This window comes from Kribbella sp. NPDC020701 (genome assembly GCF_055562215.1).
Genome location: NZ_JBVHFT010000005.1, coordinates 220,087 through 233,297 on the forward strand (window position 1 = coordinate 220,087; position 13,211 = coordinate 233,297).

Annotated in this window: 16 protein-coding genes; 10 read left to right on the forward strand and 6 right to left on the reverse strand. The window is 68.5% G+C overall.

Features of this window, described 5'->3' with window-relative positions; all coding sequences use genetic code 11:
• Positions 1–87 precede the first annotated feature (87 nt).
• Complete coding sequence (locus ACZ3HV_RS14115; RefSeq protein ID WP_465684250.1) at positions 88–495, forward strand: DUF4267 domain-containing protein; 408 nt, start codon at positions 88–90, stop codon at positions 493–495.
• On the opposite strand, the gene ACZ3HV_RS14120 is transcribed toward ACZ3HV_RS14115, so the two are convergent.
• Together ACZ3HV_RS14120 and ACZ3HV_RS14125 are read right to left on the reverse strand one after the other, a co-directional pair.
• Entirely contained in the window at positions 471–1,241 is a 771-nt protein-coding gene (locus ACZ3HV_RS14120) for a GNAT family N-acetyltransferase (protein WP_465684252.1), read from the reverse strand. The genes ACZ3HV_RS14115 and ACZ3HV_RS14120 overlap by 25 nt on opposite strands.
• Positions 1,242–1,256: 15 nt before the next feature.
• Positions 1,257–1,661 (reverse strand): NUDIX hydrolase, encoded by a 405-nt coding sequence (locus tag ACZ3HV_RS14125; protein ID WP_465684254.1) that lies wholly within the window; start codon positions 1,659–1,661, stop codon positions 1,257–1,259.
• Between the two features lie 103 nt (positions 1,662–1,764).
• Here ACZ3HV_RS14125 and ACZ3HV_RS14130 point away from each other — a divergent pair, with 103 nt between their 5' ends.
• From ACZ3HV_RS14130 to ACZ3HV_RS14160, 7 genes are all read left to right on the forward strand, one after another.
• Positions 1,765–2,649, forward strand: coding sequence for a PHP domain-containing protein (locus ACZ3HV_RS14130; RefSeq protein ID WP_465684256.1), 885 nt, complete (start codon positions 1,765–1,767; stop codon positions 2,647–2,649).
• Entirely contained in the window at positions 2,646–3,263 is a 618-nt protein-coding gene (locus ACZ3HV_RS14135; protein WP_465684258.1) for a MarC family protein, read from the forward strand. The genes ACZ3HV_RS14130 and ACZ3HV_RS14135 overlap by 4 nt, the downstream gene beginning before the upstream one ends.
• 10 nt (positions 3,264–3,273) lie before the next feature.
• Positions 3,274–4,155: a RecB family exonuclease gene (locus tag ACZ3HV_RS14140; RefSeq protein WP_465684768.1), complete on the forward strand. Its 882-nt coding sequence runs from the start codon at positions 3,274–3,276 to the stop codon at positions 4,153–4,155.
• A gap of 77 nt (positions 4,156–4,232) precedes the next feature.
• Positions 4,233–5,072: an alpha/beta fold hydrolase gene (locus ACZ3HV_RS14145; protein WP_465684260.1), complete on the forward strand. Its 840-nt coding sequence runs from the start codon at positions 4,233–4,235 to the stop codon at positions 5,070–5,072.
• A 236-nt stretch (positions 5,073–5,308) separates the two neighbouring features.
• Entirely contained in the window at positions 5,309–6,106 is a 798-nt protein-coding gene (locus ACZ3HV_RS14150) for an ABC transporter permease (protein ID WP_465684262.1), read from the forward strand.
• Positions 6,099–6,914, forward strand: coding sequence for an ABC transporter permease (locus ACZ3HV_RS14155; protein WP_465684264.1), 816 nt, complete (start codon positions 6,099–6,101; stop codon positions 6,912–6,914). Before ACZ3HV_RS14150 ends, ACZ3HV_RS14155 begins: the two co-directional genes overlap by 8 nt.
• A 2-nt stretch (positions 6,915–6,916) precedes the next feature.
• On the forward strand, positions 6,917–7,867 hold the full coding sequence (locus ACZ3HV_RS14160) for an ABC transporter ATP-binding protein (RefSeq protein WP_465684266.1): 951 nt from the start codon (positions 6,917–6,919) through the stop codon (positions 7,865–7,867).
• Between the two features lie 11 nt (positions 7,868–7,878).
• Here the strand turns inward: ACZ3HV_RS14160 and ACZ3HV_RS14165 are convergent, their stop codons facing one another.
• Together ACZ3HV_RS14165 and ACZ3HV_RS14170 are read right to left on the reverse strand one after the other, a co-directional pair.
• Positions 7,879–8,193 carry a hypothetical protein gene (locus ACZ3HV_RS14165; RefSeq protein WP_465684268.1) on the reverse strand — a complete coding sequence of 105 codons (315 nt, stop codon included), beginning with the start codon at positions 8,191–8,193 and terminating at the stop codon, positions 7,879–7,881.
• Positions 8,190–9,020 (reverse strand): hypothetical protein, encoded by an 831-nt coding sequence (locus ACZ3HV_RS14170; RefSeq protein ID WP_465684270.1) that lies wholly within the window; start codon positions 9,018–9,020, stop codon positions 8,190–8,192. Before ACZ3HV_RS14170 ends, ACZ3HV_RS14165 begins: the two co-directional genes overlap by 4 nt.
• Before the next feature lie 192 nt (positions 9,021–9,212).
• Between ACZ3HV_RS14170 and ACZ3HV_RS14175 the strand changes: the two genes are divergently transcribed.
• Both ACZ3HV_RS14175 and ACZ3HV_RS14180 read left to right on the forward strand, forming a co-directional pair.
• The gene (locus ACZ3HV_RS14175) at positions 9,213–9,725 is read left to right on the forward strand and encodes an RNA polymerase sigma factor (RefSeq protein ID WP_465684272.1); all 513 of its coding nucleotides are present in this window, start codon (positions 9,213–9,215) and stop codon (positions 9,723–9,725) included.
• Complete coding sequence (locus ACZ3HV_RS14180; protein WP_465684274.1) at positions 9,722–10,768, forward strand: hypothetical protein; 1,047 nt, start codon at positions 9,722–9,724, stop codon at positions 10,766–10,768. Before ACZ3HV_RS14175 ends, ACZ3HV_RS14180 begins: the two co-directional genes overlap by 4 nt.
• Positions 10,769–10,771: 3 nt before the next feature.
• Here the strand turns inward: ACZ3HV_RS14180 and ACZ3HV_RS14185 are convergent, their stop codons facing one another.
• Both ACZ3HV_RS14185 and ACZ3HV_RS14190 read right to left on the reverse strand, forming a co-directional pair.
• Positions 10,772–11,647, reverse strand: coding sequence for an alpha/beta fold hydrolase (locus ACZ3HV_RS14185; RefSeq protein WP_465684276.1), 876 nt, complete (start codon positions 11,645–11,647; stop codon positions 10,772–10,774).
• A gap of 19 nt (positions 11,648–11,666) precedes the next feature.
• Positions 11,667–13,187: an MFS transporter gene (locus ACZ3HV_RS14190; protein WP_465684278.1), complete on the reverse strand. Its 1,521-nt coding sequence runs from the start codon at positions 13,185–13,187 to the stop codon at positions 11,667–11,669.
• Between the last annotated feature and the right edge of the window lie 24 nt (positions 13,188–13,211).

The following is a 13,211-nucleotide window of genomic DNA, read 5'->3' on the forward strand; positions in this document are numbered from 1 at the left end:
CCGGATATTAGCATCGCTAGACAATCTAGCAACGGCAATGTTGGCGTCGCTAGGAAACGTAGCGCTGCTAGATCACAGGAGGCCCCGATGCGCCGCTTCACCACCGTCCTGACCGTCCTGCTCGGCATCTTCCCGCTCACGTTCGGCGTGCGGTTCCTGCTCGACGGGCACGGCGCCGCCGCCGGTTTCGGCATCGACCCGTGGCCGACCGGTTCGGCAGCCGGCTACTTCGCGGTGAAGGGCATTCGCGACATCGCCATCGGGCTCAATCTGCTGGCCCTGTTCGCACTCGGCCAGCGCCGCGCGACCGGCGTACTGCTGGCGATCACCGCGATGATCCCGATTGCCGACATGATCATCGTGCTCACCCACGGCGGCACCGTCGCCACCGCCCTCGGCGTCCACGGCCTGACCGCGGTGGTCGTCCTCTTCGACGCCTGCCTGCTGCTGCGCGAACGTCAGGTGACAGCTCAGCCGGTGGGCGTCCACTCGTAGAGGTCGATCGTGCAGTACTCACGGAACCCGAGCCCGGCGTACACCGACCGCCCGGCCGGCGACGATCCCAGTACGCCGTACTCCGCAACCCCCTCGGCTTCGCGGAGAGCGGCGTACGTGATCGCTGCGCCGATCCCGCGCCGCCGGGCCTCGGGGACCGTCATCACGAAGTACACCCCGGCCACGCCGGCGCCGAGGAAGATCGTGGTCGTCGCCACCGGCGCACCGTCGAGCAGACCCAGGTAGTGCCGCCACGGATCGCCGTACCCGAGCTTCCGGTAGACCGACGCGACCCACCGCGCTTCCTTCTCGCCCTCGCCGAATCCCTGCCCGAGCGTTCCCTCCCACGCAGCTAGCGCGTCATCGTCGGTCACCCGGGCAATCTGCAGCCCGGGTACGGCGCGTGGCGCGATCAGCTCGGGGATCCGCACTGCCATCCCGGGCTCGGGTCCACCAGATGTGAAACCGGCCGCGGTCAACTGGTCCGCCAACCCGTCCACCCGCATCGACGGACCGACGTGCCAGCTCCCCGGGACGTTGTGCTTCTTCAACGCCGCAAGGGATTCCGCCACCACGTTGTTGCCGGATGCACCAACCACGGCATTGTGATAGTCGATCGGCGACCCACCGATCGTCCACCGCGCGTGGGCATCCTCGCGCTGCTCGCCACCACCCGCGGTGCCCATCGCCATCAGCAGTTCCGCCGCGTTGTCCTCGATCGCCTGCGCGATCTCCATGTCGTCCATCGCCAGTCTTTCCGATCAGCCGGGAAGCGCGTTCCACTGTTCGAGCGTCGAGACGAGCAGTGTCGTGGTGGCCAGGGTCAGGAACTCGGAACGGGTGACGAAGCGGGCGTCCGACGCGTCGTCGCCCGCGGTGAGGGTGCCGCCGACGGCGGTCGCCTCGTAGTCGCGGATCACGTAGAGCTTGCCCTGCGGGCCTTCGCGTTCGACCTCGCCGACCAGGGCGCCGACCTCGACGGTGAGCCCGGTTTCCTCCGCGACCTCGCGCGCCACGGCCGCCGGATCGTCCTCACCCGGCTCGACCCGCCCGCCCGGGATCGACCACAGTCCCCGCCCAGGCTCGTTGGCCCGGCGGACCACGAGCAGCCGGTGCTCCTCGTCGTACACCAGGGCACCCACACAGTCGACACGCCGCGCATCCATGCCACCGCAGAATAGGCGTTCTGGGGATAACTGCCAGGGGTCGAGGGTGAACGCGGATAGCATCTGCGGTGACAGAAGGCCTTCGAAGGGATCCGGACCGCTCGTGCGCATCGATCTGCACACTCACTCGAACCGCTCGGACGGCACCGACCCGGTGGACGTCCTGATCGCGCATGCTGCGCAGGCGGGTCTCGATGTGATCGCGCTCACGGATCACGACACCGCGGACGGGTGGGCCGAGGGCCGGATCGCAGCGGAGGAGACCGGGATCGGGTTCGTCCCCGGGATCGAGATCTCCTGCAAGCTGAACGGGATCAGCGTCCACCTGCTCGGCTACCTGCTGGACCCCTCCTACCCGGCGCTGGCCGAGGAGCTGCGCATCGTCCGCGACGGGCGGACCGACCGGATCCCGTCGATCGTCGCCCGGCTGAACAGCGTCGGCGTCGCGCTGACCGTCGACGAGGTGCTGGCCCAGGCCACCGGTACGCCGTCGGTCGGACGGCCCCACGTGGCCGACGCGCTGGTCGCCAACGGTACGGTCGCCAACCGCGGCGAGGCGTTCGACCGGTTCCTGGCCGACGGCCGCGCCGGGCACGTGCCGCACTACGCGATCGAGCCGGGCCGCGCGATCGACCTGGTCCGCGAGGCCGGCGGCGTCCCGGTGATCGCCCACCCGTGGGGACGCTCCAGCTACAAGGTGATGACCAAGGACACCATCGGCCGCCTGGTCGCCGACCACGGCCTGGCCGGTATCGAGATCGACCACCAGGACCACTCGCCCGAGTCCCGGGTGGCGTTGCGCGCGATCGCCGACGAGCTCGGCATCATCTCCACCGGCTCGAGCGATCACCACGGCGCCGGCAAGATCGACCACGACCTCGGCGTGAACTCCACCGACCCGGAGCAGTTCGAGCGGCTGCTCGAGGTCGCGAAGGCGAACGCGGCCGCCGCCACCGATGTTCAGGTCCCCGAGGCCTACCTCCCGTGAACGATGTCATCAACATCGGCCTGCTCACCGAGGTCATCGTCACGCTGTTCGTGATCATGGACCCGCCGGGCACCGTGCCGGTGTTCATCTCGCTGACCGCGGGACAGTCCCGCGCGGTCCGGAAGAAGGCCGCCTGGCAGGCGGTGCTGGTCGCATTCGGCGTGATCGTCCTGTTCGCGGCGTTCGGGCAGCAGATTCTGAACCACCTGGGCATCACGCTTCCGGCACTGCAGTGCGCCGGCGGCCTGCTGCTCCTGCTGATCGCGCTGCAGCTGCTGACCGACACCGCCGAGGACCCGGTCCAGACCAAGAACGTGAACATCGCCTTCGTCCCGCTCGGTACGCCGTTGCTCGCCGGACCGGGCGCGATCGTGGCCACAATGGTGTTCGTGCAGCGTGCGAACGGGTCAGTGCCGGACGTGGTCGCGATCTCGGTCGGCATCATCGCGATCCACCTGATCATGTGGCTCACCCTGCGGTTCTCCGGCGTGATCATGCGGATCCTCGGGGAGAACGGCGTACTGCTGGTCACGCGGATCGCCGGTCTGCTGCTGAGCGCGATCGCCGTGCAGCTGGTCGCGGACGCGGTCTCGGACTTCATCAAGGCGGGCTGACGTGAGCGACATGCTGCCCGGGATGCCGACGCGGTTGTTCGTCGCGACGCCGACCAAGCTGCTCAACTTCGCGGACTGCAAGCGCAAGTACCGCTACACCTACCTGGAGACGCCGCGGCCGCCGAAGGGTCCGCCGTGGGCGCACAATACGGTCGGCGCCGTCGTCCACGAGGTGCTCGCCGACTTCTTCGGTCGCTGGCCGGCCTCCCGCCGCACGCCGGACGAGGTGGTGGCCAAGATGCGGTCGAGCTGGCGCAGTGAAGGCTTCCGCGACGAGCAGCAGTCGCTGGACTGGCGCGACCGGTCGACCGACATGGTGCTGGGTTACCTGCGCGATTCCGACCCGTACTACGAACCCCGCGGAGTCGAGCGTACGGTCGCCTTCACCACCGAGCGGGCTTCGCTGCGCGGGCGGGTCGACCGGATCGACGAACGCCCGGCCCGCGACGGGAGCGGCGGGACCGAGCTGGTGATCGTCGACTACAAGACCGGCCGGCGCCCACTGACGTCCACAGACGCGCGGTCGTCGCTCGCGATGGCGCTGTACGTGCTGGGTGCTCGGCGCGTCCTGCACAAGCCGTCCACCCGGGTCGAGCTGCACCACCTGCCGACCAACACCGTCGCCGCGGCCGACCACGACGACGCGTCCCTGGCCCGGCACCAGCGCCGCGCCGAGGCGATGGCCGACGATGCGGCCGCGGCCGAGAAGCGCTGGTACGAAGGTCTGACCCCGGCCGAGGCGGACGAAGCCTTCCCACCGCAGCCGTCCGCGCTGTGCGGTTGGTGCGACTTCGCCCGCATCTGCCCCCAAGGCCGCCGCGAGTCCCCACCCCGGGACCCCTGGGCCGCCCTTGACGACGACGCACCCGTACCGATGGAAGACGCCGGCTGAGCGCTCGTACCAGCGCCGTGTGCGTGCGATGTCAGCGGCGAACCGGAGAGTGTAGGCAACCAGAGAGGGGTTGCCTGATGAGTGCGAAGACTGTGAACAAATTGACGGTGCCGGGGGCCACGCTGCACTACGAGGTGACCGGATCGGGTCCGATGCTGCTGCTGATCCCGGGTGGCGGAACGGATGCGGCGGTGTTCGACGGGATCGTCGGGCAGCTCGCCGCCGAGTACACAGTCGTGGCGTACGACCCGCGCGGCAACTCCAGGAGCCGGTACGACGGTGAGCCGTCGGACGAGTGTGTCGACCAATCGGCCGAGGACGCGCTGGCGTTGATCAACGAGGTGGCCGGTGGCCAGCCGGCGTACGTGCTCGGCACTAGTTCCGGGGCGGTCACCGGGCTCGAGCTGATCACCCGGCACCCGGATCGGGTCCGGATGCTGGTCGCGCACGAGCCGCCGTGCACCGAGATCCTGCCGGATGCCACCGACGCGCGGGCGTTCTTCGAGGACGTGTACGACACCTACAAGTCCGAGGGGCTCGCCGCGGCCGACGTGCTGTTCCTGGTGGGCACCGGGATGGACGACGACGCGATGCCGCCGATGGAGGACCTGCTGCCGGAGTACCGCGAGCTCGCCGAGCGGATGCAGACCAACGCGGCGAACTTCTACGAGCACAAGCTCCTCCCGTTCACCCGGTACGAGCCTGATCTGCAAGCGCTGAAGACCGTGGCGGACCGGATCGTCCCCGCGGCCGGGTTGGAGTCGATCGACCACCTTCCCGGGCGGCCGATCCAGCTCATCGCCGAGCATCTCGGTTGGCCGGTCGTCACCTTCCCCGGCGGCCACGGCGGGTACGCCAGTCACCCCGTGCCGTTCGCCACGCACCTGGCTGCCCTGCTGAAGGCCGACACGCTCTGACGTCCACGGTTCACCGGTCCGGGCGCGGGTCTGAGGGGTCCCGCGCCCGGACCGGTTATATGGGTTGACGCTTGGTCGCAGAGCGGCGTACCGTCCGATCCCTGCCTTGACAAACCGGCGTGGATCACCCATGCCGTCACAGTGGTGTCCGAACCCCCCGGGTCCTCTAGATTCGGGGTAGTTCTGCGTGCCGCTGGGGATCCGGACACCACTCTCGAGTAGGAGAGGAGGTTGCCGTGGGCGTCTACTGGGCGATCGCCGTACGGTCGTTCCGGCGCTTCTCGACGTACCGGATCGCCACCGCGTCCGGCGCGTTCACCAACACCGTGTTCGGGTTCATCCTGTGCGGGATCTACCTGACCCTGTGGCGCGAACGGCCCGGGCTCGGCGGGTACGACGAAGCCGACGCGCTGACGTTCGTCTGGTTGCAGCAGGGGTTGCTGCTGCCGGTCGGGATCTTCGGCGCGACCACCACCACCGAGCTGGGCGCGCGGGTCCGCAGCGGTGAGATCGCGGTGGATCTGTACCGGCCGACGCATCTGCTGCTGTGGTGGCTGTCGGTCGATCTCGGCCGGGCGATGTTCCAGCTCCTGGTCCGCGGCAGTGCGCCGCTGCTCGTCGGTGCGCTGGTGTTCGACCTGAAGTTCCCTTCCGGAGCGACCGCCTGGCTCGCGGTCGCGGCCGGCCTGCTGCTGGCGATCCTGGTGAGCTTCGGGATCCGCTATCTGGTCGCACTGTCCGGCTTCTGGATCACCGACTCGCGCGGGATGGAGCAGCTCGCGTTCCTGCTGTCGGCGTTCTTCTCCGGCCTGATCCTGCCGCTGGTCGTGTTCCCCGGCTGGATCGGTGAGTTCGCCCGCGCGACGCCGTGGGCGGCGACCATGCAGGTGCCGATCGACATCTGGCTCGGCCGGAACCCGGGAGGAACCGGTGCGGCGCTGGTGTTCCAGCTGGGCTGGATCCTGGTGCTGTTCCCGGCCGGGCAGCTCGTCACGTCGCTGGCGACCCGGAAGGTGGTGATCCAGGGTGGTTGAGCGACTCGTCCGGGCCCCCGGGCAGTACTGGATGCTGACCGTGATGTGGATCCGGTCCGCGCTGGCCTACCCGGCGTCGTTCGTCCTGATGCTGTGCAGCTCGATGCTGATCACGGTGATGGACTTCGTGGCCGTCGTCATCATGTTCAGTCACATCTCGTCGTTCGGCGGGTTCACGCTGGGGGAGATGGCGTTGCTTTACGCAACGGCCTCGATGACGCTCGGGATCGCCGACCTGTTCACCGGATCGATCGAGCGGGTCGGCGAGCGGATCCGCACCGGCGCGTTCGACGCGTACATGATCCGGCCGGTGCCGACGTTCCTGCAGGCCGCCGCGGACGGGTTCGCGCTCCGCCGGCTGGGCCGTCCGTTGCAGGCCGGTGTCGTCCTGGTGTTCGCCTGCCGGCACATCGACGTCGACTGGACTGTTGCCAAGGGCATCGTGTTGGTGGTGTCGATGGTCGCCGGGTCGGTGATCTTCGGGGCGATCTTCGTGCTCGGTGCCTCGTTCCAGTTCATCGCGGTCGACTCGGCCGAGCTGGCGAACTCCTTCACATACGGCGGTCAGACGATGACCCAGTACCCGTTGACGATCTTCGGCAAGGAGATCGTCCGGGCGGTCACGTTCGTCGTACCGCTTGCCTTCGTCAACTACTACCCGGTGCTGTTCGTGCTGGGTAAGCCGGCCCCGCTGGGCCTACCGTCCTGGATCGGCCTGCTGTCCCCGCTGGTCGCCGTCGCGATGGTCGCGCTGGCGTCGCTGGCGTGGCGGGGTGGTCTCCGTCGTTACCGCAGTACAGGGAGCTGAACATGCCAGTGATCGAGTTGTCGGACGTGTCCCGGGCGTTCACCGTGACGTCGCGGACCGGGCTTCGCCGTACCAAGCGGGAGGTCCGTGCGGTCGACGGCCTGTCGTTCAGTGTCGAGCCGGGGGAGGTGATGGGCTACATCGGCCCGAACGGCGCCGGCAAGTCGACGACGATCAAGATGCTGACCGGCATCCTGGTCCCGTCGGGTGGGTCGATCCGGGTGGCCGGGGTGGATCCGTCGCGGCATCGATTGAAGCTCGCCAAGCGCATCGGCGTCGTCTTCGGCCAGCGCACCACGCTGTGGTGGGACCTGCCGTTGAAGGACTCGTTCGCCGTACTGCAGAAGATGTACGACGTCCCGATCGCACGGCACCGGGAGAACCTCGCGACCTTCGTCGAACTGCTGGACCTGGGCGATCTGCTGGACGTGCCCGTCCGTCAACTCTCCCTGGGGCAGCGGATGCGTGGCGACATCGCGGCCGCCTTGCTGCACGATCCGGAGATCGTCTACCTTGACGAGCCCACGATCGGACTCGATGTGATCAGCAAGGCCCGGCTCCGGGAATTCCTGGCCGAGGTCAACGCGGAACGCCGTACGACGGTCATCCTCACCACCCACGACCTCGACGACATCGAGGCCCTGTGTACTCGCGTCATGGTCATCGACCACGGTCACCAGATCTTCGACGGCACCCTCGACGGCCTGAAAGCCAGCCAGAACGCACCCCGCACCCTGGTCGTCGACCTGGCCACCTCACTCCCACCCATCACCGTAGAAGGCGCCACCGTCATCAAAGTCGACGGCCCCCGCCAGCACCTCTCCTTCCCACCCACCACCAGCGCCGCCCCCCTCCTCTCCCAAATAGCCGCCAACTACCCCCTGATCGACCTCTCCGTAGCCGAACCCACCATCGAATCAGTAATCACCCAGCTCTACGCCCCCACCCACTAGCCCCGGAGCAGTCAGGCGAGGTCGGCTGCCATGGAGGCGAAGACCACTTCGGGGTCCATGCCCTTGGTGTCCTCGCGCCACCGCCGGGCCGAGTCCGGGAATTCCTTCGCGTCGACGGTGCCAACCCCAGCCCGGATCAGGCGCTGAGCCTCCGCGATCCCGATCTCGACGTACTCCAGTTCCTTCAGGAAGTAGTAGTCGTGCCGGGCACCATCGTTGCGGTGGAACTTCGCGGTGTTCCCGACGTACGTCCAGACATCCTCGTCCACCAACGCCGCGACCCACAGCTCCCGATCGCCGTCCTTCACCAGATACAACCGCGTCATCGTGCAATCCCGTTCTGTCGATCCTGAACCGGCTGGTGAGCAGGCTGCGATGCGGAGCCGGCCGCGCCCTTGCCGGTCTGAGCTGCGTCTGAGTGGTGCGCCGGACGCTGCCTACCGTAACTAATGGCCCGCACCGTCACGCCGCCGAGCTCGCGGAGGTCGTCGATTCCGGCAGGCTGTGTCATCCGATCCGACAACGCGATGCATTCGCGCCGCGCCGCATCACGCACTGCCGGATCCTGATCGGTGTCGCGTTCGATCTCGTAGAGCGGAGTCGTACTCTCCTTCACCGCGATGGACTCACCCGAGTGCATCTGCAGTTCGATGCGTTCACCGTGGCTGCGCAGGAAGGTGTGCAATCCCTTGTAGCGGCTGCCGTCGACGTACGAGTGGTGAGCGGATTCCATCTCCCAGTCGTCGTTCCGCAGGCGATCGATTGTCCTGACCGCGGCCGTGGTGAGCTCGTCCGGATGTTTCACCGCTGCGGTGTACCGCAGGACGTCCTCCGGGATCTGATGGGAGCGCCGGTAGTAGTCCTCGAGCGTGACCAGTTTGCGAGCGAGGGACTGCGGTGACTTCAACCGGTTCGTCAGGTGGTACGGCGCTCCCTCGTCGCCGATGGCCGCGATCACTGCGTCCGTGATCCGCCCCTCGACCGCGGCGGCCTTGGTCAGCATCGTGAGACTCTCGGTGGCCTTGCCGACCCCGTACTTGGCGGCGATCTCCGCCTTGGTCGGGATCGGATCTCCCCAGTCGAGCGGACGCTGCGTAGACAGCCGGGCGTGCAGGTCCGCCGGCTCTGGGAGGTCGTTCAGACCGCTTGCCATCTGGCCCCCTGACTCGGTTGATCGGTCCTTTCGACCGTAGAGAGTCGGGGAGGGGCTGTGGGGTGGGATTGGGGATCTGTGGATAACTCGGGTGGGTTACGGAATCGGGTGGGGTGGTGACTTGGGGGTGGTGGGGTCGTTGGAATTCGGGTAGGGACCCAACCGGAAGCGGGATTCGGGGGTAGACCGGGTATGCCGACGATGACGGGTGAGCCTGTGGTGGTGGGTCCGCCGGCCGACGGCGCCGGGTTCGTCGAGTGGGTGCGGCCGCACCTGCCGTCGATGGCTCGGCTGGCGGCGCGGCTCGCCGTGGGCGCGGACCGGGACGACATCGTGCAGGAGGCGCTCGCGCGGGCGTGGTCGAAGCGGGGGCAGTACGACGCCACCCGCGGCACCGCGTCGGCCTGGTTGCTCGCGATCACCGCGGACCAGGCCCGGAAGGCGGCCCGGCGGCTGCGGCCGGCCGGTGAGCTGGACGACCACGACGGCCCGGTGTCACGGCCCGACCTGGACGCCCGGATGGACGTCGAGGACGCGCTCACCTCCTTGTCGGCACGACAGCGTCTCGCCGTGGACTGCTATTACTTCGCGGACCTGTCGATCGCCGACACGGCCGCGGTGATGGGTTGCTCCGAAGGCACCGTCAAGTCCACCCTGTCCGACGCGCGGGCCCGCCTGCGCACCCTGCTGGAGGTCAGCGAATGAACCCGACCGACGAGGTCGACGACCTGCTGACGCGGGCCGGCGCGCGCTGGCGCGCGGACCAGCCGTCACCCCCCGAGCCCGACCTGGAGCAGCTCCTCGGCGGCCGCCGTCCGCGCCGCTGGGTCCCGGCCCTGGCGGCCGCGTCCGTCGCGGTGATCGCCGCCGTCGCGCTGACCGTCCTCCCCGACGGTGCCGGCAAACCCACCGGCGGCACGTCCCAATCATTTGCTCAAGGCAACCAAGCGCCGTACGACGAGCTTCTCGTGCGGGACGGCGATCAGGTCCGGGTGAGTGGTCAGGTGATCGCCGCGCCCGGCCAGGATCCGTTGTTCTGCGCACCGGTGCCGAGGCTGACCGACCCCGGCTGGGCGAACGGCGCCGAGTCCGCTCCGACCTGCCCGGCGCAGTATGCCGTGACGTTGAAGAACCTCGACCTGGCCAAGCTCGTCCAGGTCACGAAGACCCAGGGCGTCACGTCCGGGTACGCCGTGCTGACCGGGATCTGGAGCGGCCGGACGATCGACGTCCGGGAGCAGACGAGGCCGGAGGTGCGTTCGACGACCTTGGAGCAGAGGATCCCGCCGGACCAGGTGCCGTGCCCGGCGCCCGCCGGCGGGTGGGAGCCGGGGCAGATCAACGTCGACAAGGCCGCGGTCGTCAAGTTCCTCGAAGGACGCCAGGACCAGGCCGCGGACCCACGCGTGCTGTACCCGAACGGCCACGCGCCCGGCGCGCCCGAGGTGTACACGATCGGCGTGGCCCACGGCGATGTCGCCGCTTTCCGGACCGCGTTCGAGAAGGTGTACGACGGCAATCTGTGTGTCCACCAGGTCAAGTTCAGCGAGACCGAGCTCACCCAGCTCGGGACGGCAGTCAGCGACCTGATCCCGAAGGGACTCGGGGTGTACGCGGCCGGCGGCGCATCCGAGGAGGACAAGGTCAACGTCTCGGCTCTGGTGTACGACGAGACGCTGAGGACAGCACTGACGCCGATCGGCCTGGACGACCTCAACCTCGAAGTCGCCGTCAAACCGGTTCGCTGAGGCTCAGTCCGTAGCGAACCCGTCCCGATCGTGGAAGAAGTCGACCAGGAGGCGGGCGGTGGCCGCGGGCTGCTCGATGGCCGGTGAATGGCCGGCATCGGGGACGACCTGCGGCTCGACGCCCAGCGTCTCCGCCATCGCGCGCTGCACCGTGATCGGCCAGCCGTCGTCGGCGGCGCCGTACAGGACCTGGGTGCGGACGCCGGTCTTGGCGAGCCGGTCGGTCTTGTCCTCGGCGTCGATCAGGCGCCGGGTGATCTGCGCCAGGCTGACCGGGCCGTTGCTGGTGAAGCGCGTCCGGAGGAACGCCGCGATGTCTTCCGGCGGAGCGACGTACCCGGGGTTCTTGGTGTCGTGCTGCAGCTTGAGGTCGTAGACCTGCTCGATCGGCAGGTTGTCCAGACCGAACGCAAGCATCTGCAGGCCCTGCAGCGTTTCCTGGTCGGTGAAGGCGGACGGGCCCGAGCAGAGCAGCGTGATCGTGGAGAACACCGACGGATCGGTCAGCACCGCCTCCCGGGCGACCAGTCCGCCGAACGAGTGCCCGACCAGTTGGCTGTAGCCGCCGAGTGCCTTGCTCATCGCCACCACATCAGCGCCGAGCTCGGCCAGTGTGTACGCCGAGGGCTCGGCCGGCCCGGCGGTTTCGTACTGACCGCGCTGGTCCACCGCCACCGTCCGCCAGCCGTAGCGACACAGGTGGTCCACCAGCGGAGTGAAGTCCTCTTTGCTGCCGGTCCACCCCGGTACGAGCAGGACCGTGCCGAGCGGCGTACCGATCTGTGGCACGGCCATCAGCGTGGCGAACGAGCCACGGTCGGTCTCGAGGGTCGCGGCATGAACCCCATCGGGCAGCGTCAGCGTGCGCGGCGTACTCACAAGTAAAGAGGGTAACCGCTCAGTCCGCCCGGACCAGCTTGGCGGTGGCGACGGCGAGGATCGCGATCATGACCGCGCTAACGACCGCCGCTAGTTGTACGCCGTTGGTGTAGGCGGCACGTGCGGTCTCCAGCAGTTGCTGCGCGACGGGACCGGGCAGGTGCTCCGCAGCGGACACCGCGCTGCCCAGCGTGTCGCGGACGGAGTCGGGTGCGCCCGCTGGGACTGTCACACCGGCCCGGTAGACCGCCGTGACGAGACTGCCCGCGATGGCGATCCCGAGTGCTATTCCGAGCTCGGTGCCCGTCTCACCCATGCCGGATGCCACTCCTGCGCGCTCAGGCGGTGCACTGCTGACGACGAGGTCGTAGGTGAGCGCCAGTACGACCTGGACGCCCATGCTGGTGATGGCCAGGCCGACGACGACAGGCCACCGTCCGGACAGCGCCATCAGAGCCAGACCTGGTACGGCGGCCGCGAAGCCAATGGTCATCGCAGTACCGGGCCGGAGCACGCGGACCACCCACCGCGCGCCGAGTGTGCCCACGATTCCCATGACCATCGTCGGAAGCATCCACATCCCGGCTTCGAGCGGTGTCATGCCGAGCACCAGCTGGAAATACTGCACGGTCAGGAACTGCATCGCCGCGAGCACGTACAACCCGAACGTCTGCGCGCCGAGCGAGGCGCTGAACGCGGCCCGCCGGAACAGTCGCAGATCCATCAACGGCTCCCGTAGTCGAAGCTGACGACGAGCGAACACCACACCCAGAGCGACCCCGACGGCCGCGATCGCGAGCGTGCTCACGTCGAGTCCGCTCTTGGCGGTCTCTTTGACGGAATAAACCACCGACACGATCGCGGCGACGGACAGAACGACGCTGAGCCGGTCGATCCGGCCGGCGTGCGGATTCCGGAACTCCGGCAGCAGCAGCGGACCGGCGACGAGCAACACGATTAGTGGCGGTACGCCGATCAGGAACACCGAGCCCCACCAGAAATGCTCGAGCAGGACGCCACCGATGAGCGGGCCCGCCATGCCGCCGACCATGAAGTTCGTCATCCAGATCGCGATCGCCAGCCGGCGCTGACCGGGATCGCGGAACATGTTGCTGAGCAGCGACAGCGTGGACGGCATCAGCGTGGCACCCGCGAGGCCGAGCAGGGCGCGGGCGGCGATCAGTTGCCCGGCGCTCGTAGCGAACGCGGCCAGCACCGACGCGGCCAGGAACCCGGCGGCGCCGATCAACAGCAGCCGGCGACGGCCGATCCGGTCGCCGACCGTGCCCATCGTGACGAGCAGTCCGGCCACTACGAAGCCGTACACGTCGATGATCCAGAGCAGCTGTGAAGAGCTGGGGTTCAGATCGGCGCTGAGCACCGGCGCCGCCAGATGCAGGGCGGTGCCATCGAGCCCGATCAGGATCGTTGGCAAGGCCAGCACGCCGAGGCCCAGCCACTCACGACGCCCGGCCCTGGCGGCCGGCTGGTCGTCGCAGTCGGGGGCGGGCAGGTCCGGGCAGATCGTCGTTCCGGTCATGTCCAGCATGCTGGGAGTTCAAGA